The 24463-nt window shown below is 59.9% G+C and carries 28 protein-coding genes and 1 pseudogene; 18 read left to right on the forward strand and 11 right to left on the reverse strand.

Annotated elements, in window-relative coordinates:
* Nucleotides 1-216, forward strand: a pseudogene (locus AWB74_RS25850) (ATP-dependent zinc metalloprotease FtsH); the annotation flags it as partial.
* Nucleotides 217-416: 200 nt separating this feature from the next.
* On the opposite strand, the gene AWB74_RS25855 reads toward AWB74_RS25850, so the two are convergent.
* Together AWB74_RS25855 and AWB74_RS45765 are read right to left on the reverse strand one after the other, a co-directional pair.
* On the reverse strand, nt 417-1883 hold the full coding sequence (locus AWB74_RS25855) for a UvrD-helicase domain-containing protein (protein ID WP_061149519.1): 1467 nt from the start codon (nt 1881-1883) through the stop codon (nt 417-419).
* 257 nt (nt 1884-2140) lie between these two features.
* Nucleotides 2141-2350 (reverse strand): hypothetical protein, encoded by a 210-nt coding sequence (locus AWB74_RS45765; RefSeq protein WP_143749311.1) that lies wholly within the window; start codon nt 2348-2350, stop codon nt 2141-2143.
* A gap of 254 nt (nt 2351-2604) precedes the next feature.
* Here AWB74_RS45765 and AWB74_RS25865 point away from each other — a divergent pair, with 254 nt between their 5' ends.
* Complete coding sequence (locus AWB74_RS25865) at nt 2605-3219, forward strand: hypothetical protein (RefSeq protein WP_061149521.1); 615 nt, start codon at nt 2605-2607, stop codon at nt 3217-3219.
* A gap of 25 nt (nt 3220-3244) precedes the next feature.
* On the opposite strand, the gene AWB74_RS25870 is transcribed toward AWB74_RS25865, so the two are convergent.
* The 3 genes from AWB74_RS25870 to AWB74_RS25880 all read right to left on the reverse strand — a co-directional run bounded on the left by AWB74_RS25870 (nt 3245) and on the right by AWB74_RS25880 (nt 5459).
* Nucleotides 3245-3865, reverse strand: coding sequence for an SEL1-like repeat protein (locus AWB74_RS25870; protein ID WP_061149522.1), 621 nt, complete (start codon nt 3863-3865; stop codon nt 3245-3247).
* A gap of 184 nt (nt 3866-4049) precedes the next feature.
* Complete coding sequence (locus AWB74_RS25875) at nt 4050-4526, reverse strand: transporter substrate-binding domain-containing protein (protein ID WP_061149523.1); 477 nt, start codon at nt 4524-4526, stop codon at nt 4050-4052.
* 357 nt (nt 4527-4883) lie between these two features.
* A complete protein-coding gene (locus AWB74_RS25880) occupies nt 4884-5459 on the reverse strand; it encodes a TetR/AcrR family transcriptional regulator (protein WP_061149524.1) in 576 nt (191 codons plus the stop codon).
* 129 nt (nt 5460-5588) lie between these two features.
* Here AWB74_RS25880 and AWB74_RS25885 point away from each other — a divergent pair, with 129 nt between their 5' ends.
* From AWB74_RS25885 to AWB74_RS25900, 4 genes are all read left to right on the forward strand, one after another.
* Nucleotides 5589-5921, forward strand: coding sequence for a carboxymuconolactone decarboxylase family protein (locus tag AWB74_RS25885; protein ID WP_061149525.1), 333 nt, complete (start codon nt 5589-5591; stop codon nt 5919-5921).
* A gap of 35 nt (nt 5922-5956) precedes the next feature.
* Nucleotides 5957-6505 (forward strand): OsmC family protein, encoded by a 549-nt coding sequence (locus AWB74_RS25890; protein ID WP_061149526.1) that lies wholly within the window; start codon nt 5957-5959, stop codon nt 6503-6505.
* 35 nt (nt 6506-6540) lie between these two features.
* Entirely contained in the window at nt 6541-7362 is an 822-nt protein-coding gene (locus AWB74_RS25895; protein ID WP_061149527.1) for an enoyl-CoA hydratase/isomerase family protein, read from the forward strand.
* A gap of 96 nt (nt 7363-7458) precedes the next feature.
* Nucleotides 7459-9108 (forward strand): long-chain fatty acid--CoA ligase, encoded by a 1650-nt coding sequence (locus tag AWB74_RS25900; RefSeq protein ID WP_061149528.1) that lies wholly within the window; start codon nt 7459-7461, stop codon nt 9106-9108.
* A 26-nt stretch (nt 9109-9134) separates the two neighbouring features.
* Here the strand turns inward: AWB74_RS25900 and AWB74_RS25905 are convergent, their stop codons facing one another.
* The 4 genes from AWB74_RS25905 to AWB74_RS25925 form a co-directional block, all read right to left on the reverse strand.
* Nucleotides 9135-9497 carry a MaoC family dehydratase gene (locus AWB74_RS25905; RefSeq protein ID WP_087039195.1) on the reverse strand — a complete coding sequence of 121 codons (363 nt, stop codon included), beginning with the start codon at nt 9495-9497 and terminating at the stop codon, nt 9135-9137.
* A gap of 330 nt (nt 9498-9827) precedes the next feature.
* On the reverse strand, nt 9828-10565 hold the full coding sequence (locus AWB74_RS25910; RefSeq protein ID WP_061149589.1) for an SDR family NAD(P)-dependent oxidoreductase: 738 nt from the start codon (nt 10563-10565) through the stop codon (nt 9828-9830).
* A gap of 34 nt (nt 10566-10599) precedes the next feature.
* Entirely contained in the window at nt 10600-11397 is a 798-nt protein-coding gene (locus tag AWB74_RS25915; RefSeq protein ID WP_061149529.1) for an isocitrate lyase/PEP mutase family protein, read from the reverse strand.
* Between the two features lie 511 nt (nt 11398-11908).
* On the reverse strand, nt 11909-12811 hold the full coding sequence (locus AWB74_RS25925; protein ID WP_268811203.1) for a LysR family transcriptional regulator: 903 nt from the start codon (nt 12809-12811) through the stop codon (nt 11909-11911).
* Between the two features lie 99 nt (nt 12812-12910).
* Here AWB74_RS25925 and AWB74_RS25930 point away from each other — a divergent pair, with 99 nt between their 5' ends.
* Nucleotides 12911-13414, forward strand: coding sequence for a DUF1993 domain-containing protein (locus AWB74_RS25930; protein ID WP_061149532.1), 504 nt, complete (start codon nt 12911-12913; stop codon nt 13412-13414).
* A 6-nt stretch (nt 13415-13420) separates the two neighbouring features.
* Here AWB74_RS25930 and AWB74_RS25935 read toward each other — a convergent pair whose 3' ends face one another.
* On the reverse strand, nt 13421-14299 hold the full coding sequence (locus tag AWB74_RS25935) for a LysR family transcriptional regulator (protein ID WP_061149533.1): 879 nt from the start codon (nt 14297-14299) through the stop codon (nt 13421-13423).
* Between the two features lie 186 nt (nt 14300-14485).
* Between AWB74_RS25935 and AWB74_RS25940 the strand changes: the two genes are divergently transcribed.
* The 10 genes from AWB74_RS25940 (at nt 14486) to AWB74_RS25985 (ending at nt 23101) form a co-directional block, all read left to right on the forward strand.
* The gene (locus tag AWB74_RS25940) at nt 14486-15286 is read left to right on the forward strand and encodes a sulfite exporter TauE/SafE family protein (protein ID WP_061149534.1); all 801 of its coding nucleotides are present in this window, start codon (nt 14486-14488) and stop codon (nt 15284-15286) included.
* Between the two features lie 58 nt (nt 15287-15344).
* The gene (locus tag AWB74_RS25945) at nt 15345-15626 is read left to right on the forward strand and encodes a UxaA family hydrolase (RefSeq protein WP_061149535.1); all 282 of its coding nucleotides are present in this window, start codon (nt 15345-15347) and stop codon (nt 15624-15626) included.
* Between the two features lie 52 nt (nt 15627-15678).
* On the forward strand, nt 15679-16854 hold the full coding sequence (locus AWB74_RS25950; protein ID WP_061149536.1) for a UxaA family hydrolase: 1176 nt from the start codon (nt 15679-15681) through the stop codon (nt 16852-16854).
* A 159-nt stretch (nt 16855-17013) separates the two neighbouring features.
* On the forward strand, nt 17014-18285 hold the full coding sequence (dctA, locus tag AWB74_RS25955; RefSeq protein WP_061149537.1) for a C4-dicarboxylate transporter DctA: 1272 nt from the start codon (nt 17014-17016) through the stop codon (nt 18283-18285).
* Nucleotides 18286-18384: 99 nt separating this feature from the next.
* Nucleotides 18385-19104, forward strand: a complete 720-nt coding sequence (locus AWB74_RS25960; protein WP_061149590.1) for a succinate dehydrogenase/fumarate reductase iron-sulfur subunit — start codon at nt 18385-18387, stop codon at nt 19102-19104.
* Nucleotides 19104-19451 (forward strand): succinate dehydrogenase, encoded by a 348-nt coding sequence (locus tag AWB74_RS25965; protein WP_061149538.1) that lies wholly within the window; start codon nt 19104-19106, stop codon nt 19449-19451. The genes AWB74_RS25960 and AWB74_RS25965 overlap by 1 nt, the downstream gene beginning before the upstream one ends.
* Nucleotides 19451-19804 carry a succinate dehydrogenase, cytochrome b556 subunit gene (sdhC, locus tag AWB74_RS25970; protein ID WP_061149539.1) on the forward strand — a complete coding sequence of 118 codons (354 nt, stop codon included), beginning with the start codon at nt 19451-19453 and terminating at the stop codon, nt 19802-19804. The genes AWB74_RS25965 and sdhC overlap by 1 nt, the downstream gene beginning before the upstream one ends.
* A 48-nt stretch (nt 19805-19852) precedes the next feature.
* Complete coding sequence (locus tag AWB74_RS25975; protein ID WP_061149540.1) at nt 19853-20728, forward strand: fumarate hydratase; 876 nt, start codon at nt 19853-19855, stop codon at nt 20726-20728.
* A gap of 4 nt (nt 20729-20732) precedes the next feature.
* Nucleotides 20733-21347, forward strand: a complete 615-nt coding sequence (locus AWB74_RS25980) for a fumarate hydratase C-terminal domain-containing protein (RefSeq protein ID WP_061149541.1) — start codon at nt 20733-20735, stop codon at nt 21345-21347.
* Nucleotides 21344-23101, forward strand: coding sequence for an L-aspartate oxidase (locus AWB74_RS25985; RefSeq protein WP_061149542.1), 1758 nt, complete (start codon nt 21344-21346; stop codon nt 23099-23101). The genes AWB74_RS25980 and AWB74_RS25985 overlap by 4 nt, the downstream gene beginning before the upstream one ends.
* A gap of 48 nt (nt 23102-23149) precedes the next feature.
* Here the strand turns inward: AWB74_RS25985 and AWB74_RS25990 are convergent, their stop codons facing one another.
* A complete protein-coding gene (locus AWB74_RS25990; protein ID WP_061149543.1) occupies nt 23150-23908 on the reverse strand; it encodes a GntR family transcriptional regulator in 759 nt (252 codons plus the stop codon).
* A 250-nt stretch (nt 23909-24158) separates the two neighbouring features.
* Between AWB74_RS25990 and AWB74_RS25995 the strand changes: the two genes are divergently transcribed.
* Nucleotides 24159-24428 (forward strand): UxaA family hydrolase, encoded by a 270-nt coding sequence (locus AWB74_RS25995; protein ID WP_061149591.1) that lies wholly within the window; start codon nt 24159-24161, stop codon nt 24426-24428.
* Nucleotides 24429-24463 lie beyond the last annotated feature (35 nt).

Genomic DNA, 24463 nt, shown 5'->3' on the forward strand with positions numbered 1-24463 from the left:
GAAGACAGCCGCGACAAGGTCGAGGCGATGACCAAGGCGCTGCTCGAATGGGAAACCATCGATGCGGACCAGATCAGTGACATCATGGCGGATCGTCCGCCGCGTCCGCCGAAGAACATGCCGCCGCCGTCCGGCGATACGCCTCCGGGCGGCAGCAGCGGCACCGAGGTCAAGCCGGGCAACGCGCCGGAACGGCCTGATGTCCACCGCGGCTAGCGTTATCTGGGGTTCGTACCTCTCGTGCAAATTCTGGCGTTGAGTTAGCGCAGACCATTATCCAGTAGGGCTTTGCCGCGCACTGGCATTTATCGAAGCTTAAACTTGCGTGCCATTGGTCAGGAAGGCATTTTCGAAACAAACCGCGAGAATATGCGCGAAAAGGTACGACTATCCCAAGATGATGCGTACTCGCAAGTTCATCGATGACCGTTGAACAACCTCAAGAGTGGTTCGCGAAGGTCGGAAATATCGAGCACGTGCTGTGCTCGCGTCACCGCGACATAGAGGAGTCGCATCTCGTCTTCGTCCAACGTGAGTCGACCATCAGCGATCATGAAGCGAAAATCGTTCACGACTTTGACGCGCTTCCATTCAAGCCCCTTGGCGCGGTGCACCGTCGAGATGACGTAATCGGCCTCGCGTTCGGGCGTTATGCGCCGCGCGAGGGTGCGAAGATAATCGGTGCCACGTTCGTCGACAATCTGGACGATCGGCAGTAAGTCTTGGCCGGCCGCGCAGCGCGCGAATGACTGGACGTCGTTCCAGCTTTCGAACAACGCAAAGGCCAGTGGGCGAAACGCACGCCGACCTGCGAGCAGTTGATCGGCGCCGTCCGCGAACGCGACGATCTCGCCGGCACTCATGCGAATGGCGGGTCGATGACCCATCTCGAGGCCTGCAGCCAATTGCCAGATGGCCGTCGCGTTCTTTCGGCACAGGATGGCATCGACCGGTGGCGAAAGCGCCGGATCTTCAACCATGATCGAGCCAATGCCTGGCTGGCCCCGGATGGGCGTGGGTTCACCCAGCAGCGCGAGCACGCGACTCGCGAGCGCCGCGAGCGTCGGTCCAAAGCGGAATGATTCAGTGAGGGGGCGCTCCGGTGCGTCGATCTGCGCCATCGCATTGATCGCACCGCGCCACTCATAAATCTGCTGATAGGGATCGCCGACGTAGATGATCTGGGCGTGGCGCTGCCGGCCGAGCACCGACAGCATGACGCCATCACTGTCCTGCGCTTCGTCGAAGAGGATGAAATCGGCGTTGATGCGGGGTTTTTGCTGCGCCCAGACTTTCAGATAAACGTCCGGCAGAATCGCGCTGCGCCCACGTGGATCGATGCTCTCGTGCCACAAGCGCACCACGCTTTGCAGCAGGTTATCGCGCAGCCAGTCGGCAGCCTCTTGTTGCACCTTCTCGTCGACCGGAATGTGCGAAGGGCGCGGAGTCGTATCCGGCGAGCGGCAAAACCGGCCCAAGCCGTCGACGATCATCCTTCCGATCTCGAAAGGCGCGATCTCGACGTCTTTGCCGGCAATGGTCGGAACTTCGATCGCACCCACTCCGTAGCGTGCGGATAACTCGTGGAGCGGCTCGGCGGTTAGGTTCACACGAGCCGTCAATGACCGGGCTACGCCCGCGTACGCAAGCGAATGCACGGTGCGCGAGCTGACGTTGGGCGGAAATCCGCGGCGCGCCGAATCTGCGATCTCCTTGTTGAACGCGAGGTACGCTCCCCGCTTGCCCGTCAGTTGATGGGCGACCAGTCGCAACGTCGAGGTCTTGCCGGCGCCGGCGTAGGCTTTGACTTTGAGATCACCGCCGCCGATGACCGCTTCCACGACTGCGCGTTGCTCAGTTGTTGGTTTGAAGGAGGTGGACATGGAGGTTGAGGCTTACGGTGCGCGCATAGTCTACAAGAGATTCTGCCCTCAAGAATTCATCACGGACGACGCAAACGAACAGGGCATCGCGCCGGGGCGAACGGCAAAACTGCCCCTTCATCTCGTCTTAATAGAAGCGGCCCAGTCGTTGGGACCGGTGCGGCAAGTGAAACGCCCGCAACTACAGTTCAATCGGCGATGTTTCAGAGAATCATTGCGTGCTGCGTGTCACGTCTTCCCCTGCGCTTTGCGGGACATCAAAACGCGGCAGCCCCATTGATTTTGCGGCGCGAGGTGCGAAAGCAGCCTAGCGCTTGCGAACTCGAGATTGGCGCAGCGGGTCGGACGAAGGCATGCCGCATCCAGGCGATCGACGCCGCGCGAATCCACATCCGCTTTTCGCGGTCGCTCAATCTCAATTCACGCTGCATGAGTCGTCTGCCGGAGCAGAAGGTGCGGTAGCTCATTGATCGGCTCTTCAACGTTGGGGAAGCGCCTCGCTTCATTGCATTGCACGGCTTTGAGCGGCGCGAGGCGAAACAAGCACGGCCGCTTCACATGATTATTCACGCGTGGGGGACGGCGGTCTCGTTGATAGCTTCGCGTTTGACCAGCGCAAGATATAGTTGATGGCGAGGAATTTATCCCGGTCCGAACGCTAACCGACGTGCATCACGGGATTGAATCAACGCCTCGAAACACCCACAACAGGAGCATCGCAATGACGATCAATAAAAAGATTGCTGACGACTACGAGACCTATGTCCCACGAGGCGAAAGCCGGCTGGCGACACATCCGGAAGGCGCCTTTGGCGGAATCGACAACGCGGCCTGGCGTGAGATGAATATCAAGTTGACGGATGTGCGGAAGGAAACATATGAGGCGTGGGTTGCTGGCTTGGTCAAACGATTCAAATCGGGCGAGTTCGATTTTGACGACATAAATACGCCGGCAGCCTTCGAAGACTTCCACGCTTCGCTGGTCGAAGACATTGTGGCGTATTGGGCGTCGCGTGGCTTGGAGGCACAGTCGCAGCACGTCGTCCTGCTCATGGTTGACTCGGCGATCAAATTCTTTCGGCATACAGAAAACAATCGCTGGCCGGTGCTGCATCAGGCCGTTCGGATGTACGGCCACGCCGTGCTGAACCAGTCGTGTCAAGGTCTGCTCAAGGAACTCTTCCCCGACGAGAAGCGCTACACGTCAGTCGGCACACTCGACGAGATTGATAAGTCTTACAGAGCACAGCAAGCCCGCATCAGCGACTTCTGCGGTCAGTATGGCGGCAGCCCGCTCGTCGTCAACGCGTATGCCCGTGATCGCCAGTCCAAATGAGATGCTGTCACCGAGGTGACGGGGTCTATCGCGAAGCCTGAATGCGGCGTTGACACCGCGAATCATCGCCCCCGCGTCGGTACATCTGTATCGCCCTTTGGCGATCTGGCCGGACGTCGGCAGACGATGAGCCCCAGACGCCTTCCCAGAAAAGGCCCAAGTTGTGGGCGGATGCCTTGTGGCCAAGATCGACGGCTCGTTCGTAGAGTGAGCGGGCGTGGTCTGCATCAGCTTCCATTCCTCGTCCCAGGCGAGCGCTATCTGCGAGGGCCGCGGCCGCGATGCCGCGGAGGGGACCCTCCGCGGTGTCATCCTTCATGACGTCGTCAAGGATCGCGTTTCCCGTTGCAAAGTCGGCGTCACCGCCCGTTGGTGTGACGAGCGAAATGGCGAGCGCAACACGCAACGTAGGACGGCGGTTTGCGCCGACGCGATCGAGCAGGCGGCGACCGAGGTGAGGCGCCCCGGGAATGGCGCTGGTCAAAAGCGCATTCGAGATAGCGGCCAGTGACTCCGCCGACAGAAATCCTGTTTTGTTCGCAGCGATCACATGTCTGAAGAATTTCTCCACATCAAGCGTGTTGTCGGCGCTGCGAAGCTGTCGCCATTCGCGCTCAATCTGTCCAACCCAGCTTTTCACCTGCATGGTGAGCGATCCTCCGGTGAAGACTGCACCTTATTCTAACTCACCTGTCGTCGCGGGAGGGATGACGGACCACGGCCGGCAGCTGGCTAAACCTGTGCGCCACCGCCAATTACTGGGGTGGCGAGACGGACGTCCGTGGTGCTGGCTCTATCGAACATCGTCCGCCACGAACTCAGCAAGCGTGTTACGGAATCCGATGCGGGCAGTCGGTACGTCCAGCGATGTCGTTCAACGCCCGGCTCAACGGAGCGCGCCCTAAGCATGTTGATGAACGCCCGCGGCCCATTGCTGCTAGGGGATGGAAAAGTCCAAAACTTTTATCCGTTCCCCCCGTCGCGGCCATACTGTTCACTACGAGATCGTATTTTCCTGTACGCAGATCATCAACGAAATTCGCCAATGTATCGGCGACAAACTGCACCTTGCCGATTCCGATCCTGAGTGCGATCTCGCGTGCCACATCAACATCGTAACCGGCCGGCTGATTATTATCGTCCAGCTGATTCCATGGCGGGTTCGATTGCGTGTTCGCAATCGGGACGACGCCCGAACCCTTTAGTATGTGAAACGAGTTGACCTGAGCGATCGCAGAATGGCCGGATAACAGGAAGGCAGCGCAAGCGGCAGCGCCGGCGAGATAACTCTGGAGAACGAAACGCATATAGCAGCCTGGGATCCTTCGCAGAGGGACGACTGACAGTCGCAGCACACTGAATGAATTAATGGGCCGAAAGCCCGGCGTGCCCGAAGCCGAAGCAGTCGACGCGTTCGCGCGATACCTGGATCCCGTCAGCGACTAGATCGAGTGCAGACGCGCCCCGAACTAAATCAACGGAAAAGATCGCGATCGGTTTCTGGTGGATCGGAACGCCACCGCGCGTGCGATGGTTCAGGCAGCGCTCTTCCCCGAAGATCGATAATCGCCGCCATCACGCTGCAACGACTTAAATCCACGCCTGCCAATGCGAGCAGGCGATTTCGTCACGCGTTCAGCGCGGAATGACGCTGCGACGACGCATCACCGCGTCTTGCAGCTCCACATCCGGACCAGCTCGTCGAAGCTCACCGTCACCAATTCGGGCTTGCCGAGCGCCCACGCGACCACCGCGCCGCCTTCGATCGCATTGAGCAGGATAGTCGCCGCCTTCCGCGCGGTAGGCGCGCCGTCCAGTTCGCCTACTTTCTTCCCTTGCTGCACGACGCGTTCGAGCCAATCCAGATGAATCTGGAAGAACGTCTTCGTCTGATCCTGCATTCGCTCGGGCAGGGCGGCCAGTTCGGCCGCGAGCGCAGTGCATAGCGGAAATGTGCCGTCGAACAGCGACGCGCTGAACAGTTCCGCATACGCGCCCAGTCGTCGCGGCGCGCTCTGGTGATGCGCAATAATTGCTTCAAGCTCTTCGCCAAAGCGCGCGAGATAGTCCGCGACCACCTCCACGCCTAACTGTTCCTTCGTCGGAAAGTGATGGTGGATGCTCGCTTTGCGAACGCCCACTTCATCGACGAGATCCGCATAGCTGAAGTCAGCGTATCCGCGAGTGCGAAGCAGCCGCTCGGCGAGCGAAAGAATTTTGGTGCGCGTGGTGATTTCCATATTCGCAGGTAGACGAGTTTTCGCGCACTGTACCATCCAGGTGGTAGGTTTGCAATTCGCGCTTTCATTCATCGACCTACCAACTAGAAGGTTTAGAATTCGCTTCACGCTACTTCAACAGGGGCTCACATGTTTGACTGGAACAAGTACCGGGGTGATCTGAACGAACGACTCGCTCAGCTCGGCAAGCTCACGCCTTCGACGATGCAAGGCGTCGCGTCGCTCGCGCAGGCCGGTGAAAAAACGAATCATCTCGATGCGAAAACGCGAGAGCTGATTTCTCTCGCGGTTGCCGTCACCACGCGCTGCGATGGATGCATCGCATTCCACGCAGCCGAAGCCAAGAAGGCGGGCGCGACCAAGGACGAACTGGCCGAAGCCCTGGGCGTCGCGATCAATCTCAACGCGGGCGCTGCGCTGGTCTATTCCGCGCGCACGCTGGACGCGTTCGACAAGGCCTGAGTGCTGCACGACAACCCTATTTTCAGGAGCGAATCATGAACATGAACGGCATTGACGTCGACGCATTGGGCGCATTCGCGAACGATGTCAAACAACGAGCCGAGACCGGAACGGCAGGCTTCAAGGTCACGACCAAGTGGGCGAACCAGACGAAGACCTCGGCCACGGTTTCGAGTTATCAGCTCGGCGGCAAGACCATCGAACGTAGTTTCGATATCGCCGCCGACGAACCGGTCGAACTGCTCGGCACCAACTCGGCGCCGAATCCGCAGGAGCTTCTGCTCGCGGCGCTGAACGCGTGCATGTCGGTGGGCTACGCGGCCAATGCGGCCGTGATGGGCATCAAGCTGGAGAAGCTCGAAATCGAGAGCTTCGGCCAACTCGATCTGCGCGGCTTTCTGGGACTCGATGCATCGGTGAAGCCGGGATACAAAGAGGTTAGCTACACAGTGCGCATCAAGTCGAATGCGCCGCGCGAGAAGCTGGAAGAGCTTCACGCCATCGTGATGAAAACATCGCCGAACTATTCGAACTTCGCGACGGCGATCCGCATGGTTCCCCGGCTCGTGGTCGAGGGTTCCTGAAAATATCCGCAACCGTTGCTCACAGGAGATGCGTCATGCAGGAAGATGCAAACGAAGTCATACGCTGTGACGTGCGAGAGGGTATCGCATGGCTCGCCATCAATCGCCCGGACAAGCTCAATGCCTTGTCGTCCACGGTGGTCATCACGATGCGGCAGTGGATTCAAAAGCTGAACGAGGACGACGCCGTTCGCGTGATCGTCATCAAGGGCACGGGCAAGGCGTTTTCGGTCGGCTACGACATCGCCGAGGAGGTCGCGGCGGGCATCGAGCGGCCGGAGGACTGGCACAACGCGCTCACGCGCAACGTGGATCTGTCGATGTCCGTCTGGGCCTCGCACAAGCCGACGATCGCCGCAGTCGACGGGTGGTGTCTCGCTGGCGCATGCGAACTCGCGATGGCCTGCGACATGATCATCGCGACCGAGCGATCCCAGTTCGGCGAGCCGGAAATCCGCTTTGGTTCGGGGCCAGTGACGATCCTGATGCCGTTTCTCATCGGCCAGAAAAAGACCAACGAACTGCTGCTAACCGGCGACGTGATCTCCGCAGCGGAGGCGGAAAAAATCGGGCTGATCAACCGCGTCGTTTCCACGGATGAACTGATCGAGACAGTCGAGAAGCTCGCGCGGAAGATCGCCGTGACACCGAACATCACGTTGAAGCTCACGAAGATCGCACTGACGCGCGCGTATGAGGCGATGGGTTTGCGTCAGGCCGTCAATGCAAACCTCGACGTCGCCGCGACGCTCAATGCAGCCTATTCGCCGGAGAAGCTCGGCTTCGCTCAGCGCGTGAAGGAAGAGGGTCTGCGCAAGGCGCTCGACTGGCGCGACTCGCGCTACGGCAAGCTTTGATCATTCGATACCCGATGTGCGGGGGGCGATCATCCGACGCCGTCCGCGTTCGATCGCGTCAAAAATAGTACGTAGTACAAATCAGCGGAGACAACGATGAAAAGTACGATGCAGGCGAATCAGCTCGGCCTTGCGCTGCTGCTGCGTCATGCGTGCCGCGTGAATGGACGGTCGCGGATCGTATCCGTCACGGCCGATGGCCTTCGCGTCGAACAGACTTTCGCCGACCTGGCGCAGCGTGCGGGACGGCTCGCGCACGCGCTCGATCAGCGTGGCTTTCCGACGGGAACGGTCGTCGGCACGTTGGCCGGGGCATCGCGCGAACATCTGGAGGCGTATCTCGGCGTGCCCGCGAGCGGCCGCATCCTGCACACGATCAACGTGAGGCTGCACGCGGATCAGCAGGCCTACATCGCGGAGCATGCAAACGACGAAGTCATCATGCTCGATAGCCAGAACCTCGAAACGTTCGCATCGTTCGCGCATCGGCTGCCGAAGTTGCGGCTCGTGGTCACAGTGGGACCACGAACGCCGAGCGCCGCGCCGCTCATGCCATGCGAAACCATCGACTACGAAACGCTCATTGCCGATGGCGTGCCGCGCATCGACTGGCCCGACATCGACGAAAACGAGGCGGCCATTATCTGCTTTACCGGCGGCACGACAGGATTGCCGAAAGGTGTCGCCTATAGCCATCGCTCGATCTGGCTTCAGGCGATGAGCATCTGCACCGCGAACTCCGTGGGCCTCAGCAGCAACGACTGTCTGCTGCCCGCCGTGCCGCTTTATCACGTGAACGGCTGGGGCCTTCCGTTCGCCGCGTTGATGGCCGGTTGCGATCTGATTCTTCCCGGCGCGTCGATGCAGCCATCGGCATTGATCGCGCTCATCAAAGCCGAAGCGCCGACGATCGCGGCCGGCGTGCCGACGATCTGGTCCGATGTCCTCGCCGAGATGCGCACGCGCGGCATGAGCGGTCTCGGCCGCCTCAAATCGGTGAGTTGCGGTGGCGCGCAAGTGCCGCAACGGCTCGTCGACGACTACGCGGCGCTCGGCATCCGAATGGTTCAGGCGTGGGGCATGACCGAGACCTCGTCCATGTCCGCGATCGCGCAAACGCCGGCGTGGGCCAGCAGCGCGGACGATCGGCGGCGTTGCGCATCGGCGCAGGGGCGAGTGGTCTGCGGGCTCGAAGTGCGCGTGTCCGATCTCGACGGCGCCACGCTGCCGGCCGACGGCGTCGCGGTCGGCGAGATCCAGATTCGCGGGCCGTGGGTCACGCAGTCATATCTGGATGTCGAAGAACGGAATCATCTGCAGGATGGCTGGCTGCGCACCGGCGACCTCGGCACCGTGGATGCCGATGGCTTCATCTGCCTCACCGACAGACTGAAGGACGCCATTAAATCGGGCGGCGAATGGATTCCGTCGCTGGCGCTGGAGAACGCCATTCGCACGCATCCATCGGTGCTGGATGCCGCCGTGATCGCGGTCGCGGACGAGCGCTGGCAGGAGCGGCCCGCCGCCATTGTCGTATTGAAGCCGGACGAGACGGCGAATGCATCGGAGCTTCGCGCGCATCTGCTCGGCCGCGTCGCGAAATGGTGGATTCCCGAGCGCTGGGCCTTCATCGATGCGATTCCCCGAACATCGGTCGGCAAGATCGACAAGAAGCGCATTCGGCAGATCGCGGGCGCGTCGATGGCGTGGACGCTCGACGCACCGGCGGCTTGCGCCGCGCGTTGATCTTTCGCGAGAACGGGCCTGATGCCTCAGGTCTGCTTCAACGGCATGGTGTAAGTCGTCGCGGTGCCGCTCAAACAAACCTCACCCTTCTGATTCGTGACGGAGACTTCCACGTTGCCGATGGGCTTGTCTTCGCGCACGGATTTCACTTCGACGCGGCCAGTGACTGTATCGCCGACGAGCACGCCCTTCGAAAACTTCAGCTCCATTCCGAGGAACACGGTGCCGGGACGGGGCAACGCCTCCGCGACGATGGCGTTCAACATGCCCGACGTGACACCGCCTTGCACGATCAGACCGCCGAGAGGGGACTGCTTCGCGAGCGCTTCGTCGTAGTTCAGCGGATTGCGATCGCCCGTGATTTCCGTGAACAGTTCGATGCTGATCATAGGCGCCGCATTCGCTGACGCGAAGCATCCAACGGCAGGAAACGCAACAGGAGCCGCCTCACGACGAGTAACGCCTGAGCGTCGCCATGACCGAGGCTACAGCAATCATCGTGAGCTAGGGCTTGGCGAGGAACAGCCTTCAGGACTTTCTCGGCAAAAAGCCCGATCGTGAAGCAGCCACGTTGTTCGTCAAACGTACTGCGTTGCCACTAAGCGCGATACCAACGATCCGAATAGAACAAGCCTGAGTGATTCAACCATACCCTCTGGAGTGAGGAGGCCGCTCGCCGGCGGTGAAACGGCCTGACCGGCAGCATGCCGCCAACGTCCTCAGGCGTTGGCGCCGCCGTCGACCGTGAGCGTTGCACCGGTGATATAGCTCGCGTTGGCGCTCGCAAGAAAGACCACCGCTTGCGCAATGTCTTCGCCTGTTCCGTAGTCGCCGGTGGCCGTCAGCGCTTTCAACGTCGCCCCGAACGGGCCTTCCACGGGGTTCATTTCCGTATTGATGGAGCCGGGCTGTACCAGGTTCGCCGTAATACCTTGCGGGCCGAGCTCTCTCGCCAGACCCTGAGTGAATGCAACGAGCGCGGACTTGGAGGCCGAATAGACACCGAGCATCGAAGCGGGAACCCGGTCGGCAAAATAGCTGCCGATCGAAATGATGCGTCCGCCCGCAGCGAGATGGGGAATCGCGGATTTCGCGGCCAGAATCGGTGCGCGTACATTGACGTCGAGCGTCGCGTCGATGTCTTCTATGGAGATGTCCTTCACATCGCCCATCCGGAGAATGCCGGCGTTGTTGACCAGAATATCGAGTCCGCCCAACGCCTCGACCGTCTTCTGCACGGACGCCTGAACCGCCGTGGCATCGGCGCTATCGGCCTGGATCGCGATACCGCGGCGGCCCTCGGCTTCGATCGCGTTCACGACGTGCGTCGCCTGTTCTGACGACTTTTCATACGTGATCGCTACATCCGCGCCGGCAGCCGCCAAACCCTTTGCGATTGAAGCTCCGATCCCGCGACTCGCTCCGGTGACCAAAGCGCGTTTTCCTTGAAGCATCATGACACTCTCCATTGTGTGTTCGTTGATACAGAATTCAGGCGAAAAGTTGCTGAATCTCGGAGTACGGCAACGGCCCGTCATCGAGTGCTTCAGAACGACCATGCGCCAGGAAGTGCTTTGCCATTGCCTTCGCCCTGCCGAGCACGACCTGCGCGATGCCGCTGCCTGCGCTGAGTCGGCGCACTCCGAGTTCTCCGAGGGCCTCCGCATCGGCCAGGCCCGGGAGCGCCATGACGTTCAGAGGCAGACGGGTTGCGCCGACAATTGCCTCGATATCGGAAGGCCGCACGAGCGCGGGAAGAAAAAGACCATCCGCGCCCGCCGATGCATACAGCTTCGCGCGCGCAATCGCTTCTTGCGGCTGCCTCGCCTTCGCGACGAGGCTGGCAAGAAATACGTCGCTGCGCGCGTTGACGAAGAGGTCGAGGCCGGCTTTCGCGAGGGCATCCTTGATCGCCTCGATCTTCGCTGCCAGAAGCGACGGGGCGTCCCGGCCATCCTCGATATTGATGCCGGCGATGCCCCGATCCACCAGTTGCATCACCTGATGTGCGACGACCTTCGGATCGTCGGAGTAGCCGTTTTCCACGTCGACCGACAAGGGCACTTCAAGGACCCGAACGATACGTCGAACCGAAGCGACGACTTCATCGAACGGAAGCATGCGCCCGTCGGGATAACCCAGCGCCCACGCAAAGCCTGCACTCGTCGTCGCAATTGCGGATGCACCTTGCGCCTCGATGAGACGCGCGCTGCCTGCATCCCAGGCATTCGGTAAGCGCAGAGGTGTCGATCGATCGTGCAAATGACGGAAGATGTTTGCTTTGGACATCACGGTTTCCTTAAAGCTCGAATGAACGGTAAATTGGACTCTGTTTTCATTGCATTGCGTGACGAAACTATAGGGGAGCCAACCGGATCGCACTACCGACCGAAACCGGGAAGCTGTTCCCCGCAAAGTGGTTAAGTTGCATGAAGCAACTTAAGTTAGGATGCGTCCGTCATGTACAGAAAACGATTCGACGCAATGGATCGCTCGATCGCTCGCGCCCTCGACGAGGTGGGCGAGCGGTTGATCGAACTGGAGATTCTCGAACGCTTCCCGATTGCGGAACGCGCGAATACATGCGGTTACCGCCTGTCGAACTCGTCGAACATGCGAGCGGAAGCCCCGTGGAGGCGATGGAGGTTCGCGGACAGGGCGGACAAGCGCTGGCCTATCGGGACGTTCGCTTCGCTGCCGGCCCTGGCGCGACGAAGAGAACGCGCGCTGTCATCGAGAACCGCAATGATCGGGTGCTCAGCGAAGAGCGCGAGGACTCATGAGCGTTATCGCCCGCGCGTTAGTGCCGTTTCTGCTTGCCGAATCGGGACAAGGATTCCCTTAGTTTCGGCGCCGCGAAATCGATGAAGTGCCGCAATTTGATCGCCATGAGGTTTCTGGACACATGAACCAGATGGACCGGCACTGGTTCGATCTCGAACTGTGGTAGAAGTACTTCGAGTCGTCCATTGCTGAGCGCTTCGTCGGCGTCGTGCTCGAACACATAGGTGATGCCTGCGTCGTCCGCTGCGGCACTCACGGCGGCGTCGGGTGACGTGACTTCGAGCCGGGGCTTCACTTCCAGCAGGTAGACCCTTTGCGTCGACGGAAGCCGAAATCGCCAGGGCGACAGGTACGGGCTATTGAAGACAACGCACGCGTGCTTCACAAGGTCGTCGGGTTCGTGCGGCGGCGTGATTCTGGCGAGGAAGGCCGGACTCGCGCACACGATCGGGCGCAATGAACCGATGCGCGTGGCGATCATATTGCTGTCCGGCAGTTCACCGATTCGCACGGCGAGATCCGCGTGCGAATCGATGAGGTCGATATTCCGGTCGGAGAGAAGGAGCCGAACCGTGATGTCCGGATACTGTGCGAGGAACTGGTTGATGACCGGTAATACATGGAGGCGGCCAAGCTGCACGGGTGCGGTGACTACCAGCTCGCCTCGCGCGGTCGCAAACTCACCTGTGGCTTCGTGTTCCTGTTCGCGCACGAGTTCGAGGATGCGGCGCGCCGCCGCGACGTAAGCCATGCCCGCGTCTGTCAACGTTAGTTTGCGCGTGGTTCGTATGAGCAGCCGGGTCCCGAGCAGCTCTTCGAGATCGGCGACCTTGCGAGTGAGCGTGCTGACAGGAATCTTCAGTTCGCGCGCTGCCGCCGACAGGCTTCCCCCGTCCGCCGCGGTCACGAGCATTTCCATGGCTTCTAGTCGGTCCACCGCGTTTGCTCACGTGGAATCAGGTTGCATATTGTAGGGGAAGTAAATTGCGAAGGTTCGCTCTCTCTCTGGAGATTCACAATGTATGCACGGGCTATCGCGCAATGCACGGAAGCAGTCAGAACGATGGAGACGTATCTCGACAAGGCGGACCGCTTCGCGCATGCGAAGAAGTTCGATGTCGCCGTCCTGCTGTCGACGCGCCTCGCTCCGGACATGGGCGGTCTGCTCTATCAGATCCAGAGCGCTTGCGACTATCTCAAGGGTGGCGCCGCGTGGCTGTCGGGACAGCAGCCTCCGCGACACGAAGATAACGAGCAAACGCTCGAAGACGCGCGTGCGCGCATCCGCAAGACGATAGAGTTTGTTGAAAGCGTTGCGGCCGATCGATACGACGGCGCGGCCAATCAGGTCGTGAAAGTATCGTGGGTGCCTGGAAAGCTCTCCGGCGAAAACTATCTGCTGCAAATCGTGATTCCGAATGTCTACTTCCATGTCGCCATGGCTTATGCGATCTTGCGCACCAATGGCGTCGACGTCGGAAAGAGAGACTTCATTGGTCCGATCGATGCCTTCGACGTTTGATGGTCATCAGCCTTGATCGAAATATTTCTTTATCGCGCCTGTGAAATTCATGCGCCCATGACTGGCGCGCTCAAGCAAACCTACATGCCGCCGAACGTCCACGCCCTCCAGCGGGAAGAGTTCGAGTGCGTCGTCCTTGTCCCATGCGACGTTCGCCAGTTTGGGAACGATCGAGATGCCGAAGCCTTGACGTACGAGGGCGATGATCGCTTCTATCGAATTCAATTCCATGGCTTCGTTCACTTGCACAGCACAACGCTTGAGCACATCCTGGACGAGGATGCCAGTCCAGGTGCTTCGCTCGAACCTCATGAAAGGCGCTGCCTCGAGCATCTGTTGCGGGTTCCCTGGGAGCTCGAAATGAGGAGACCTAGGCACGATCAGGACCATCGGCTCGGAATAAAGCGGGCACCAGTTGAGACTCGATGGAAGCGGTCTGGGTGACTGCGTGACGACGGCGGCGTCCAGTTCGCCACTCTCTACCTTGAGCGCAAAGTCGCTCGACATCCCTGCCAGCAAATGTACGTCGAGGCTCGGGTATCGGCGCCTGATGGACCATAGAGCGTCCGCGAACGCGCCCATGAGTGCGGAGACCAACGCACCAATGACGACGGTGCCGGACATCTCGCCACCGCTGACAGACGCCTCTAGCAGTTCATACTGACTCACGACCTGCTCGGCCCGGCGCACCAGCGAGCGACCAACCGGATTCAACACGACGGCCCGTGCGCTTCGGTCGAACAGTTGAACGCCCAGTTCGTCTTCGAGCGAGCGAATCTGCAATCCAACGGCGGCCGGCGTCAGCCCTACCTGGTCTCCCGCAGACGCGAAGGTGCCGCTGCGGGCGACGGTGAGAAAAATCTTCAGCGTTCTGATCGACGGCATCCCGCACCTCGCAGCGAGTTGAGCGATGCTAAAGCAAGGCTTTTGCTAAGGCCAATAATTACTCGGTTTTTCTTTATTGGCGTCCCGATCATAATCCTTCCAACACAAGAGCAAAAGCCCTACGACACTCGGAGACACCGACATGAATACACATTCCGCCTGCGCCGCCCAGCGCTCGGCACGGCCGTGATCAGCGCGCTCTTCAACACGGTCGACTCGCTCGTGTCTGCATGGCCGGGGTTCACATCAGGTCAACTGCTAATCGCGGGCTTGAGCGTCTCTGTCGGCTATTTCGTCTACGGATTGACTGGTTTCGGTTCTTCAATCGTTGCAATCCCAGTGCTCACGCAAGTCATAGCGCTCCGAACCGCGACGCCTGTGATGTTGATACTGGACCTGGCCGCTGGAGTACTCGTTGGGATGCGAGGCATTCGGCTCGTCTCAACGTCGGAACTCCGTCGATTGATGCCGTGGTTGGTGATCGGCTTGTTGTCGGGCGTGTTCGTCCTCGTCGCGGCGCCTGAGGGACCGCTGAAGTTACTGCTGGGAGGGACGCTCCTCATTTATTCGACGTGGCGTTTGGTGTCGCGCCAGAGCTTCGGCACGATCCGACCGGCGTGGTCGGTGCCGTTAGGCCTCGCCGGCGGCTGTCTGACAGCTATCTTCGGAACAGGCGGGCCGTTGTACACAATTTACCTGGCCGGTCGGCTGAGCAACGCAGACCAACGCCGGGCAACCATCAGCACGCTCATCACGATCACGGCGTTGCTCAGACTGCTCTTGTTCAGCGCATCAGGTCTGTATCAAAACCCGGAAGTGCCGGTGTTGGTGCTCTGTCTGCTTCCTTGTGGTGCGATTGGCCTGGGTCTGGGCACGTGGTTTCGTGGAAGAGTCTCGCCGACACGACTGCTCAAGACGCTGTGGTTGGTATTGCTCGTATCCGGCATAACCCTCTTCGCGAGAACCGCACTCAATCTTTTCCTTTGAGAGAAGACGCTGGAAGAAATTGAATTTGGCTAACATTTAATACGATTAGGAAAATGAAATGATTCACGCCGTTTTGCATGAAGCTAAAGATACGGTCGGTGTTGCTGTCGTCGAAGGCATCACCGCGGGGATGACGCTCAATGCCTGGATTATGGATGAGGACGAAGTCATCCGGGTAGTGGCGAAGCAGGATATTCCGATTGGCCACAAGGTCGCGCTCAAGGACATGGCCGTGGGCGACACCGTGTTCAAGTATGGCGTCGACATCGGCAAGGTGGTCGCTCCGATTACCGCTGGCGAGCATGCCCACGTGCACAACATCAAGACCAAGCGCTGGTAATCCAACCGACGCCGGATCGGATCTCACTCCCTCAATCAATTCGAGAAACACCATGAGCGTACTTCAACTGGACACTACCTTCCGTGGTTATCGTCGTGAGAACGGCCGCGTCGGCGTGCGTAATCACGTCATCATCCTTCCCGTGGACGACCTGTCCAACGCCGCCGCGATGGCCGTCGAAACCGCGATCAAAGGCACGATGGCGATTCCGCATCCGTACGGCCGCCTGCAGTTCGGCGCGGACCTCGACTTGCATTTCCGCACGCTGATCGGCGCGGGCTCCAATCCGAACGTCGCGGCGGTGATCGTGATCGGCATCGAGGAAGGCTGGACCAAGCGCGTGGTCGACGGCATCGCCAAGTCGGGCAAGCCGGTGATGGGCTTCGGCATCGAACTGCACGGCGATCACGACACGATCATGCGTGCCTCGAAGGCCGCGAAGGAGATGGTCCAGTACGCGACCGCGCTGGAGCGCGAGGAATGCCCGATCAGCGAGCTGTGGGTCTCGACGAAATGCGGCGAGTCGGACACGACTTCCGGTTGCGGCGCGAACCCGACCGTCGGCAATGCATTCGACAAGCTCTATGGTCTCGGCAACACGCTCGTGTTCGGCGAGACGTCGGAACTCACCGGCGGCGAGCAGATCGTCGCGGCGCGCTGCGCGAATGACAGCGTGCGCGAGCGCTTCCAGTTCATGTTCGACCGCTATCAGGACATGATCAACCTCTGGAAGACGGACGATCTCTCCGAATCGCAGCCGACCAAGGGCAACATTGCGGGCGGCCTCACGACCATCGAAGAAAAGGCGCTCGGCAACATCCAGAAGATCGGCAAGAAGTGCATGGTCGACGGCGTGCTCGACAAAGCGGAAGAACCGACGCATTCGGGCCTGTGGTTCATGGACTCGTCGTCGGCCGCGGCGGAAATGGTGACGCTGTGCGCGGCATCGGGCTTCGCGGTGCATTTCTTCCCGACGGGGCAGGGCAACGTGATCGGCAATGCGATCGTGCCGGTCATCAAGATCTGCGCGAATCCGCGCACGGTGCGCACGATGGGCGAACACATCGATGTGGATGTGTCCGGCATCCTGCAACGCGAGCAGAACCTCGATCAAACCGGCGACAAGCTGCTCGAATGCATGCTCGCCACGGCCAACGGCCGTTGGACCGCAGCCGAAACGCTCGGCCATCGCGAGTTCGTGCTCACGCGCCTGTTCGAAAGCGCGTAACGAAAGCGCATCAGCCCGCATTGTTCACGAGGAACATCCCAGCTAAGGTCGCGCGCCTGCGAACCGCACCGCCCTGGAAGAGGCGAAGGAGGCGCAGCACCCATGAACGCGCTCATCGCATCTCAGAGACATCGAGAGCGATGAGCCGAAGGAGACACAATGCTTCGCCGCAGCTTGAGACACATCTATGTGCAGGTGCTAATCGCGATCGTAATTGGTGTTTTGATCGGGCATTTCTTTCCGAACTTCGGCCAGTCGTTGAAGCCGATGTCCGATGCGTTCATCCGACTCGTGAAGATGATCACGCCACCGCTCATCTTCACGACGATCGTATGTGGGGCATCCCAGATCGGGGACCTCAAATCGTTGGGCAAAGTCGCGGGAAAGACTTTTATCTATTTCGAAGTGGTCACCACGCTGGCGTTGCTGGTCGGCATGCTCATGGTGAACCTGCTTGCTCCGGGTGAAGGATTGAACTTGCAGGTCGGCACGACCGACACGCATGTCCTGGCCCAGTATCAGAGTTCAGTGCAACACGGAAGCGGTGGTCTTGTCGATTTCCTGCTGCACATGATTCCCAGCAGCTTCCTGGGGCCGTTCGCTTCGGGTGACATGCTGCAGATAGTGGTAATCGCTTGTCTCTTTGCAATCGGCCTGTCGTATCTGGGCCCGAAGGGAAAGCCGCTACTTTCTTTTTTCGAGTCCGTCTCCGACGTCTTGTTTCGTATCGTCGCGTTGATCATGCGTCTCGCTCCCCTAGGGGCGCTCGGCGCGATGGGCTTCGCGGTCGGAAAATACGGTCTGTCAGCGTTGCATTCACTGGGCATGCTGCTGATCACGGTCTACGTTGCGACCATCTTCTTTCTGGTTGTTGTAATAGGAACCATCTGCCGGATGAGCGGCTTCAGTCTCTGGAGACTGATGGGCCATCTGAAGGGTGAAATCCTCCTGGTGCTCGCGACCACTTCGTCTGAATCCGTCTTTCCTCAACTCATCAAGAAGCTGGAGGCGCTGGGCTGTCCAAAGCAGGTGGTCGGCATCGTCATGCCGATGGGCTACTCGTTCAATCTGGATGGAACGTGCGTCGCTCAGGTGATCTGCGCCATGTTCATTGCGCAGGCGTATGGCGTGCCGATGTCCTGGGACCAGCAGATCGCGCTCATGGTGCTTTCCATGATCAGCTCGAAGGGCGCCGCCGGCGTATCCGGCGCGGGATTCGTCACCCTGCTCGCGACCTTGACGGCTTTCAAACACATCCCGATAGAAGGCGCGGCGTTGATTCTGGGCGTCGACCGCTTTATTTCGGAGATTCGCGCCGTGACCAACATGATCGGCAACGCCGTGGCGACGCTGGTCATTTCGGGGCTGGAGAAGGAGCGCGATGAAACAAAGATGGCGTTCGTGCAGAAGCGGCGGGCTGCGGAAACGTAAATAAAACCTTTATCTAACCCGCAGGATTATTCGCTTTTTCTTTGCAGTCCGTGCGCGCAGACTTCTTCTCAGGCGATGCACAACAATACCAGAGACGACATGAGCAACAAGACACTCCGTGTAAAGGTTTGGAGGGGGCGGACCTCCGGCGAGCTGATTGCCTACGATGTGCCACGGTTCGACAACCAGACCGTGCTGGACGTGGTGATGTACATCCAGCGCAATCTTCAACCGGACCTGGGCTTCCGATACGCCTGCCGGGTCGGCATGTGCGGATCGTGCGCGATGAACGTGAACGGCAAAGCACGGTGGACTTGCCGGACCCATGTATCGAAGGTGGCCGCCGACGGGGAGCTGGAAATCACGCCGCTCTCCAATTTGCCGGTCATCAAGGATCTGGCGACGAACATGGAGGCCTTCTTCGACAAATGGGCGGAAGCGAAGGGCCAGTTCAAAGGCGAACGAACGCGCAAAGATGACTTCAGCCGAGTCTCGCCGCAAAGCAGGAAGCGTGAGGCGGCCGATGCAGGTATCGAATGTATCGGTTGCGGAGTGTGTTATTCGTCTTGCGACGTCGTGACCTGGAGGCCCGACTATCTTGGACCTGCGGCGATGAACCGTGCGTGGACCTTGATGAATGACGAGCGAGACATCAAGGGAGCTGAGCGGCTACGCGCTGTCGCGGGAGACGCCGGGTGTCACTCCTGCCACACCCAGGGTTCCTGTACGGAGCGTTGCCCAAAACAGCTATCGCCGACCGCGAGCATTGCAGGACTGAAGCGGCTCGTGATGAAGGCTGCGATCGAGGGAGATCTTTGATGCAAACACTCACTTTGCGAACACAGGCTCGCCTGTGGTACTGGCAACGCATGAGCGCGATGGTGCTTGCCGGGTGCGTCGTTCTGCACATCGTCGTCATTATTTACGCCGTCCATAGCGGGCTTAGCGAACAGGCGATTCTCGGGCGCACTCACAGGAACTGGTTCTTCGCCGGCTTCTACTCACTTTTTGTTCTGGCGAGTGCAGTTCATGTGCCGATCGGCCTGCTAAGGATTGCAGAAGAGTGGCTCGGATGGCGCGGTCGTTCGGCTCACGTTGCCTGCCTCGTTGTCACACTTGGCTTGCTCGCGCTCGGCCTGCGAGCCGTGATGGGAGTCATCCTGTGATGAGAAAGAACGATTTCCGCGCCAAATCTCACCCTGCGTACTGGGCCTTTATCGTCCATCGCCTGTCCGGACTTGCGCTTGCCTTCTTCATTCCAGTGCATTTCTGGGCCCTCGGCAAAACGCTCTCGCATGACGGCTCGCTGGATGGCTTTCTGCACTTCACCGACAAACCGCTATTCAAGTTCGCCGAGTGGGGTCTGGTCATCCTCCTCTCACTTCATCTGATGGGCGGCTTGCGCTTGCTGGCTATCGAGTTTCTTCCGTGGAGCGGTCTGCGAAAGAACTGGCTCGCACTGGGCGCAGGAGCGAGTGCATGCACCGGGTTGGCTTTCCTCCTGGCACTCGTTCATTGATGTTCGCCTGAACCGGTACACCCCACAATCAAAGTAGGAGACGAGAACATGAGACTCGACCTGAAAGCTGTCGAGGAGACGGCCAAGGAACTCTACATTCGCGCGTTGAAGATCCTTCCGCCGGATGTCAAAGCAGGAATCGAAATGCTCGCATCGAGCGAGACGTCGCCGGTCGCGCAACGCGTGCTCGGGACGATGAAAACCAATATTCGCGTCGCGGAAGAAACGAACAATCTCCTTTGCCAGGACACGGGGATTCCAATCTATAACGTGAGCATCGGGCGCCATGTGAATTTCGACGGGGTCGAGTTGAAGGAAGCGATTCGCCGCGGTTGCGAGAGAGCGACGAAGGAACATCCGCTGCGCTCATCGGTGGTTCATCCGCTCTCGCGGAAAAACAACCATACGTCGTGCGGCATCGAGGTGCCGGTGATTCATATCGATTTCTCGGCCGAGCCGGATCATGTGTCGCTGGAAATGGTGCCGAAGGGAAGCGGCTCCGAGAACAACTCCTTCCTCAAGATGGCCGTTCCCGCCGAGGGCATCGACGCGATCAAAACGTTCGTGATCGACTGTGCCGTTTCTGCCGGTGGGAAGACCTGCCCGCCGACGATCGTCGGTGTGGGACTTGGCGGAACGTCCGACCTTTCGATTGCGTTGGCCAAGCGGGCCGCGACTCGCGAGTTGGGGACGCATTGCGAGGATCCGGAGGGCGCCGCGCTGGAAAAAGAGCTGTCTGCAGCTGTCAACAAACTCGGCATCGGGCCGCAGGGACTGGGCGGCGACAGCACGGCGTTCGCGGTGCATATCGAACTTGCGTCCACGCACATCACGATGAATCCGATCGCGGTGAACATGCAGTGCCACTCGGCTCGCCGCGCGAAGGCGGTGTTTTCAAACGAAGGCATCACTTACGGATTCTGAGGCCATGGCCCACTACGAACTCGCCACCCCGGTTGACGAAGCCACGATCCGCAAGCTGCGCGTCAACGACACGGTCACGCTGGAAACGACGCTCTACGGCATCCGCGATGCAACGCAGATTCACCTGTTCGACAAGGGACGAACGACGAACTTCGACCTGCGCGGACACGCGGTCATTCACACCGCTCCCAATGTTCGAAAGGTTCCGCCGAGCGCCGAGTATCCGGCAGGCTATCAGCCGGTCTGCATCGGAACGACTACTTCGGATCGCATGGAGCGCTTTACCCGACCGCTCATGAAACAGTACGGCGTCCGAATGATCGTGGGAAAAGGCGGCTTGCGCGACGGATCGAAAGCGGCCTTCAAAGAGCTCGGCGGTGTCTACCTTGCCATCATTGGCGGCACGGCGGCGCTGGAGACGACATGGATCGAGCGCATCGAGGCGGTGGATCTCGACGATCTGAATCCCGAGTCGCTGTGGCGATTCAAGATCAAAAGCTTCGGGCCTTTGCTCGTCGCGATGGATAGTCAAGGCACCAGTCTTTACGATGCCGTCAAGGACGAGACCGCCAGGCGTCGGGCGGCTGCCCTCGAAAGCCTCGGAGTGCATGCATCATGAACCTCAAACGAATCCAGACCGATATTCTCATTCTCGGCTCGGGCGGTGCGGGCCTCTTTGCCGCATTGCACGCACATCAGAACGCGCCGCAATTGTCGATCACGGTCGCCGTGAAGGGTCTTTTAGGCAAATGCGGCTGCACCCGGATGGTCCAGGGCGGCTATAACGTGGCGCTGGCGCCGGGAGACTCCGTCGAACGTCATTTCATGGACACGATCGAGGGCAGCAAGTGGCTATCGAATCAGGAACTGGCGTGGACGTTGGTGAGCACGGCGGTCGAGCGGGTCCGCGAGCTGGAAAACGAACTGGGCTGTTTCTTCGACCGAAATCCCGATGGGTCGATACATCAGAAGGCATTTGCCGGGCAGACCTTCGACCGGACCGTGCACAAGGGCGACTTGACCGGCATCGAGATCATCAATCGCCTTGCCGAACAAGTATGGAGCCGGGGGATCAACCGGCTGGAGGAGCATCGCGCGATCGAACTGATCAAGACGCCCGGCGGCGATGGCCTGGCCGGCGTGCTCATGATCGACATGCGAAGCGGCGAGTTCGTGTTCGTGCAGGCCAAGGCAGTATTGCTCGCGACCGGCGGCGGCCCGACCATGTACAAATATCACACGCCCTCGGGTGACAAGAGCTGCGATGGACTTGCGATGGCGCTGCGTGCGGGGCTGACGCTGCGGGACATGGAGATGGTGCAGTTTCACCCGACCGGGCTTCTTGCGGGCAGCCACACCCGGATGACCGGCACGGTCCTCGAAGAAGGACTCCGGGGCGCAGGCGGCCATCTTCTCAACGGTCGGCACGAGCGCTTCATGCATTCGTACGACGCGCGCGGTGAGCGGGCAACCCGCGATATCGTCTCGCGCGGGATCTATTCGGAGATGCGCGCCGGCCGCACCTCGCCCAATGGCGGCGTGTTCATCAAGATGAGCCATCTCGGTCCCGATAAGGTCCGCAAGCAGTTCAAAGGCATGGTCGAGCGCTGCGGCGACTGTGGATTCGATCTGGCCGGAGGCGAAGTCGAAGTCGTTCCCACGGCGCACTATATGATGGGCGGCATGGTGTTCAAGGCGGACTGCCAGACGGACCTGACCGGGCTTTTCGCCGCCGGCGAGGATACGGGCGGCGTGCATGGCGCGAACCGTCTCGGCGGCAACGGGGTTGCGAATTCGACCGTGTTCGGCGGCATCGCGGGCGACAGCATGGCCCGCTGGGTGCAGGCCAATAACAGCTATCGGGCACCCGATGAGCCGTCGATCCTCGCCGCGATCAGCGAGGCAGAGCGACCATTTGGCAAGAAGGGCAAAGATCTCGAGTTGATCCGCGAGTCGCTGTTCGAATGCATGTGGAAGGATGTCGGCATCATCAGAAGCGACGAGGGCCTCATCAAAGCCCGGGATAGCCTCTCTGGCATGCAGGCTAAGCTGATGGATACTGGCGTCGTCGATGGCGACCGCGCATTGAATGCTCAATGGCATGACTGGTTGAATCTGAGAAATCTTATCTCCGTCAGCCGCGTGATCACGGAAGCTGCGCTCGCCCGAGAGAACTCCCGCGGGGCGCATTTCCGTGAAGATTTTCCGGCCGCGGGGGATCTGGAATCGTCGACCTTCACGACCGTGAAGCTGTCGGGCGGACAAATAGAAATCGCAAAACAGCCCGTGCAGTTTGTGATCGTAAAGCCCGGCGAAACAGTGCTTGAGGACGAAGATGCCGCGGCTTCGACGCCGCCGGTCCCGGCAACCTGAGATTCGTGGGGCGGCCGTGACCGCCCCACGGCATGCAGCGCTGAGACATCATGCGTTTTCGCTGGCCTTTGTCGTATTCGCAATGTACTCGTAATGCTCCGTATTGATGCGTGTGAGCCGATACTCGACGGGTTTCTGATTGAGCGAATACGCGACCCGTTCGACTTCCAGCACCGGCGCGCCAACGTCGACTTCGAGCAGCTTGCTTTCGAGTTCGCTCGCATACGCCACGCGCAGGCGTTCATCCGTGCCCGTTACGTTGATGCCGAACGCATCCTGATAGAAGTTATAAAGAGTGTTGGAACGGCTGCGCAACATGCTCTCGGTCAGGCCGGGAAACTTCGTCTCAGGCAGCATCACCGTATCGACCACTACGACTTTTTCGTGCAGTGCAAGCGCGTTCGTGAAGACGAACAGCCGCGTGCCGTCGTCGATGTTCAGACGCGCCGCAACCGCCGGCGTGCACTTCGCGCGCTTGAAGTTGACGAGCGTGACGACCGGATAGGTCTGGTCGCCGTCGCGTCTCGCCACGCGGAAAAAGCGGAAGAAATGCCGGTCCCGCCGATGCTGGGCCACGAACGTCCCGAGCCCCTGATGGCGAATGAGGATGTTCTCCGCGCATAACTCGTCGATGGCTTTACGCAGCGTGCCGATCGACACGCCAAAGCGCTCCGCGAGCTTCTTCTCGGAAGGAATCACTTCGCCGCCTTTCCACTCCTGAGCGGTCAGCGCGGCCAGCATGGCTTCCTTCACTTCCTTGTACCGCGTTCCGCCCGGACCGACCGGCATGGCTGTGACTGTGCTCATCACGCCTCCCTCGACTTCTCTTTTTGGATGACGCCCATTGTACCCGTCCGCGACAAACATGTAACACATATAGATGAGTTAGTTGACATGGATGATATCGAAGCCTACTATTCATCTCAACGAACGGCGCCGGGCCGATCTGGCCGGTCCCTTCGGTTCATCACTAAAGGAGGAGCACATGAGTCACGCAGCGGCGGGAGCAAGCAGTGCAACGAAGGCGGAAGGCGGCGAGCGCAGAACGATCCATATCGTGCTGCATGAGGCAAAAGACACGGTGGGCGTCGCGGTCGTCGAAGGCATCAAGGCGGGATCGCAACTGAACGCGTGGATCATGGACGAGGACGAAATCGTCACGGTCCCGGCGAAGCAGGACATTCCCATCGGTCACAAGGTCGCGCTCAAGGACATGAAAGTGGGTGACACGGTGTTCAAGTACGGCGTGGATATCGGCAAGGTCGTGCAGTCGATCACGGCGGGCGAACACGCACACGTGCACAACATCAAGACGAAGCGCTGGTAATCAGCCTCGCGCAATCAGCGCTATGTCAGGCCCAC

Source organism: Caballeronia arvi, assembly GCF_001544695.2.
Lineage (GTDB): Bacteria > Pseudomonadota > Gammaproteobacteria > Burkholderiales > Burkholderiaceae > Caballeronia > Caballeronia arvi.

Coding starts and splice junctions, on each gene's coding strand:
- AWB74_RS25855 (WP_061149519.1), bottom strand. CDS start 1,883: ATGTCCACCTCCTTCAAACCAACAACTGAGCAACGCGCAGTCGTGGAA.
- AWB74_RS45765 (WP_143749311.1), bottom strand. CDS start 2,350: ATGAGCTACCGCACCTTCTGCTCCGGCAGACGACTCATGCAGCGTGAA.
- AWB74_RS25865 (WP_061149521.1), top strand. CDS start 2,605: ATGACGATCAATAAAAAGATTGCTGACGACTACGAGACCTATGTCCCA.
- AWB74_RS25870 (WP_061149522.1), bottom strand. CDS start 3,865: ATGCAGGTGAAAAGCTGGGTTGGACAGATTGAGCGCGAATGGCGACAG.
- AWB74_RS25875 (WP_061149523.1), bottom strand. CDS start 4,526: ATGCGTTTCGTTCTCCAGAGTTATCTCGCCGGCGCTGCCGCTTGCGCT.
- AWB74_RS25880 (WP_061149524.1), bottom strand. CDS start 5,459: ATGGAAATCACCACGCGCACCAAAATTCTTTCGCTCGCCGAGCGGCTG.
- AWB74_RS25885 (WP_061149525.1), top strand. CDS start 5,589: ATGTTTGACTGGAACAAGTACCGGGGTGATCTGAACGAACGACTCGCT.
- AWB74_RS25890 (WP_061149526.1), top strand. CDS start 5,957: ATGAACATGAACGGCATTGACGTCGACGCATTGGGCGCATTCGCGAAC.
- AWB74_RS25895 (WP_061149527.1), top strand. CDS start 6,541: ATGCAGGAAGATGCAAACGAAGTCATACGCTGTGACGTGCGAGAGGGT.
- AWB74_RS25900 (WP_061149528.1), top strand. CDS start 7,459: ATGAAAAGTACGATGCAGGCGAATCAGCTCGGCCTTGCGCTGCTGCTG.
- AWB74_RS25905 (WP_087039195.1), bottom strand. CDS start 9,497: ATGATCAGCATCGAACTGTTCACGGAAATCACGGGCGATCGCAATCCG.
- AWB74_RS25910 (WP_061149589.1), bottom strand. CDS start 10,565: ATGATGCTTCAAGGAAAACGCGCTTTGGTCACCGGAGCGAGTCGCGGG.
- AWB74_RS25915 (WP_061149529.1), bottom strand. CDS start 11,397: ATGTCCAAAGCAAACATCTTCCGTCATTTGCACGATCGATCGACACCT.
- AWB74_RS25925 (WP_268811203.1), bottom strand. CDS start 12,811: ATGGAAATGCTCGTGACCGCGGCGGACGGGGGAAGCCTGTCGGCGGCA.
- AWB74_RS25930 (WP_061149532.1), top strand. CDS start 12,911: ATGTATGCACGGGCTATCGCGCAATGCACGGAAGCAGTCAGAACGATG.
- AWB74_RS25935 (WP_061149533.1), bottom strand. CDS start 14,299: ATGCCGTCGATCAGAACGCTGAAGATTTTTCTCACCGTCGCCCGCAGC.
- AWB74_RS25945 (WP_061149535.1), top strand. CDS start 15,345: ATGATTCACGCCGTTTTGCATGAAGCTAAAGATACGGTCGGTGTTGCT.
- AWB74_RS25950 (WP_061149536.1), top strand. CDS start 15,679: ATGAGCGTACTTCAACTGGACACTACCTTCCGTGGTTATCGTCGTGAG.
- dctA (WP_061149537.1), top strand. CDS start 17,014: ATGCTTCGCCGCAGCTTGAGACACATCTATGTGCAGGTGCTAATCGCG.
- AWB74_RS25960 (WP_061149590.1), top strand. CDS start 18,385: ATGAGCAACAAGACACTCCGTGTAAAGGTTTGGAGGGGGCGGACCTCC.
- AWB74_RS25965 (WP_061149538.1), top strand. CDS start 19,104: ATGCAAACACTCACTTTGCGAACACAGGCTCGCCTGTGGTACTGGCAA.
- sdhC (WP_061149539.1), top strand. CDS start 19,451: ATGAGAAAGAACGATTTCCGCGCCAAATCTCACCCTGCGTACTGGGCC.
- AWB74_RS25975 (WP_061149540.1), top strand. CDS start 19,853: ATGAGACTCGACCTGAAAGCTGTCGAGGAGACGGCCAAGGAACTCTAC.
- AWB74_RS25980 (WP_061149541.1), top strand. CDS start 20,733: ATGGCCCACTACGAACTCGCCACCCCGGTTGACGAAGCCACGATCCGC.
- AWB74_RS25985 (WP_061149542.1), top strand. CDS start 21,344: ATGAACCTCAAACGAATCCAGACCGATATTCTCATTCTCGGCTCGGGC.
- AWB74_RS25990 (WP_061149543.1), bottom strand. CDS start 23,908: ATGAGCACAGTCACAGCCATGCCGGTCGGTCCGGGCGGAACGCGGTAC.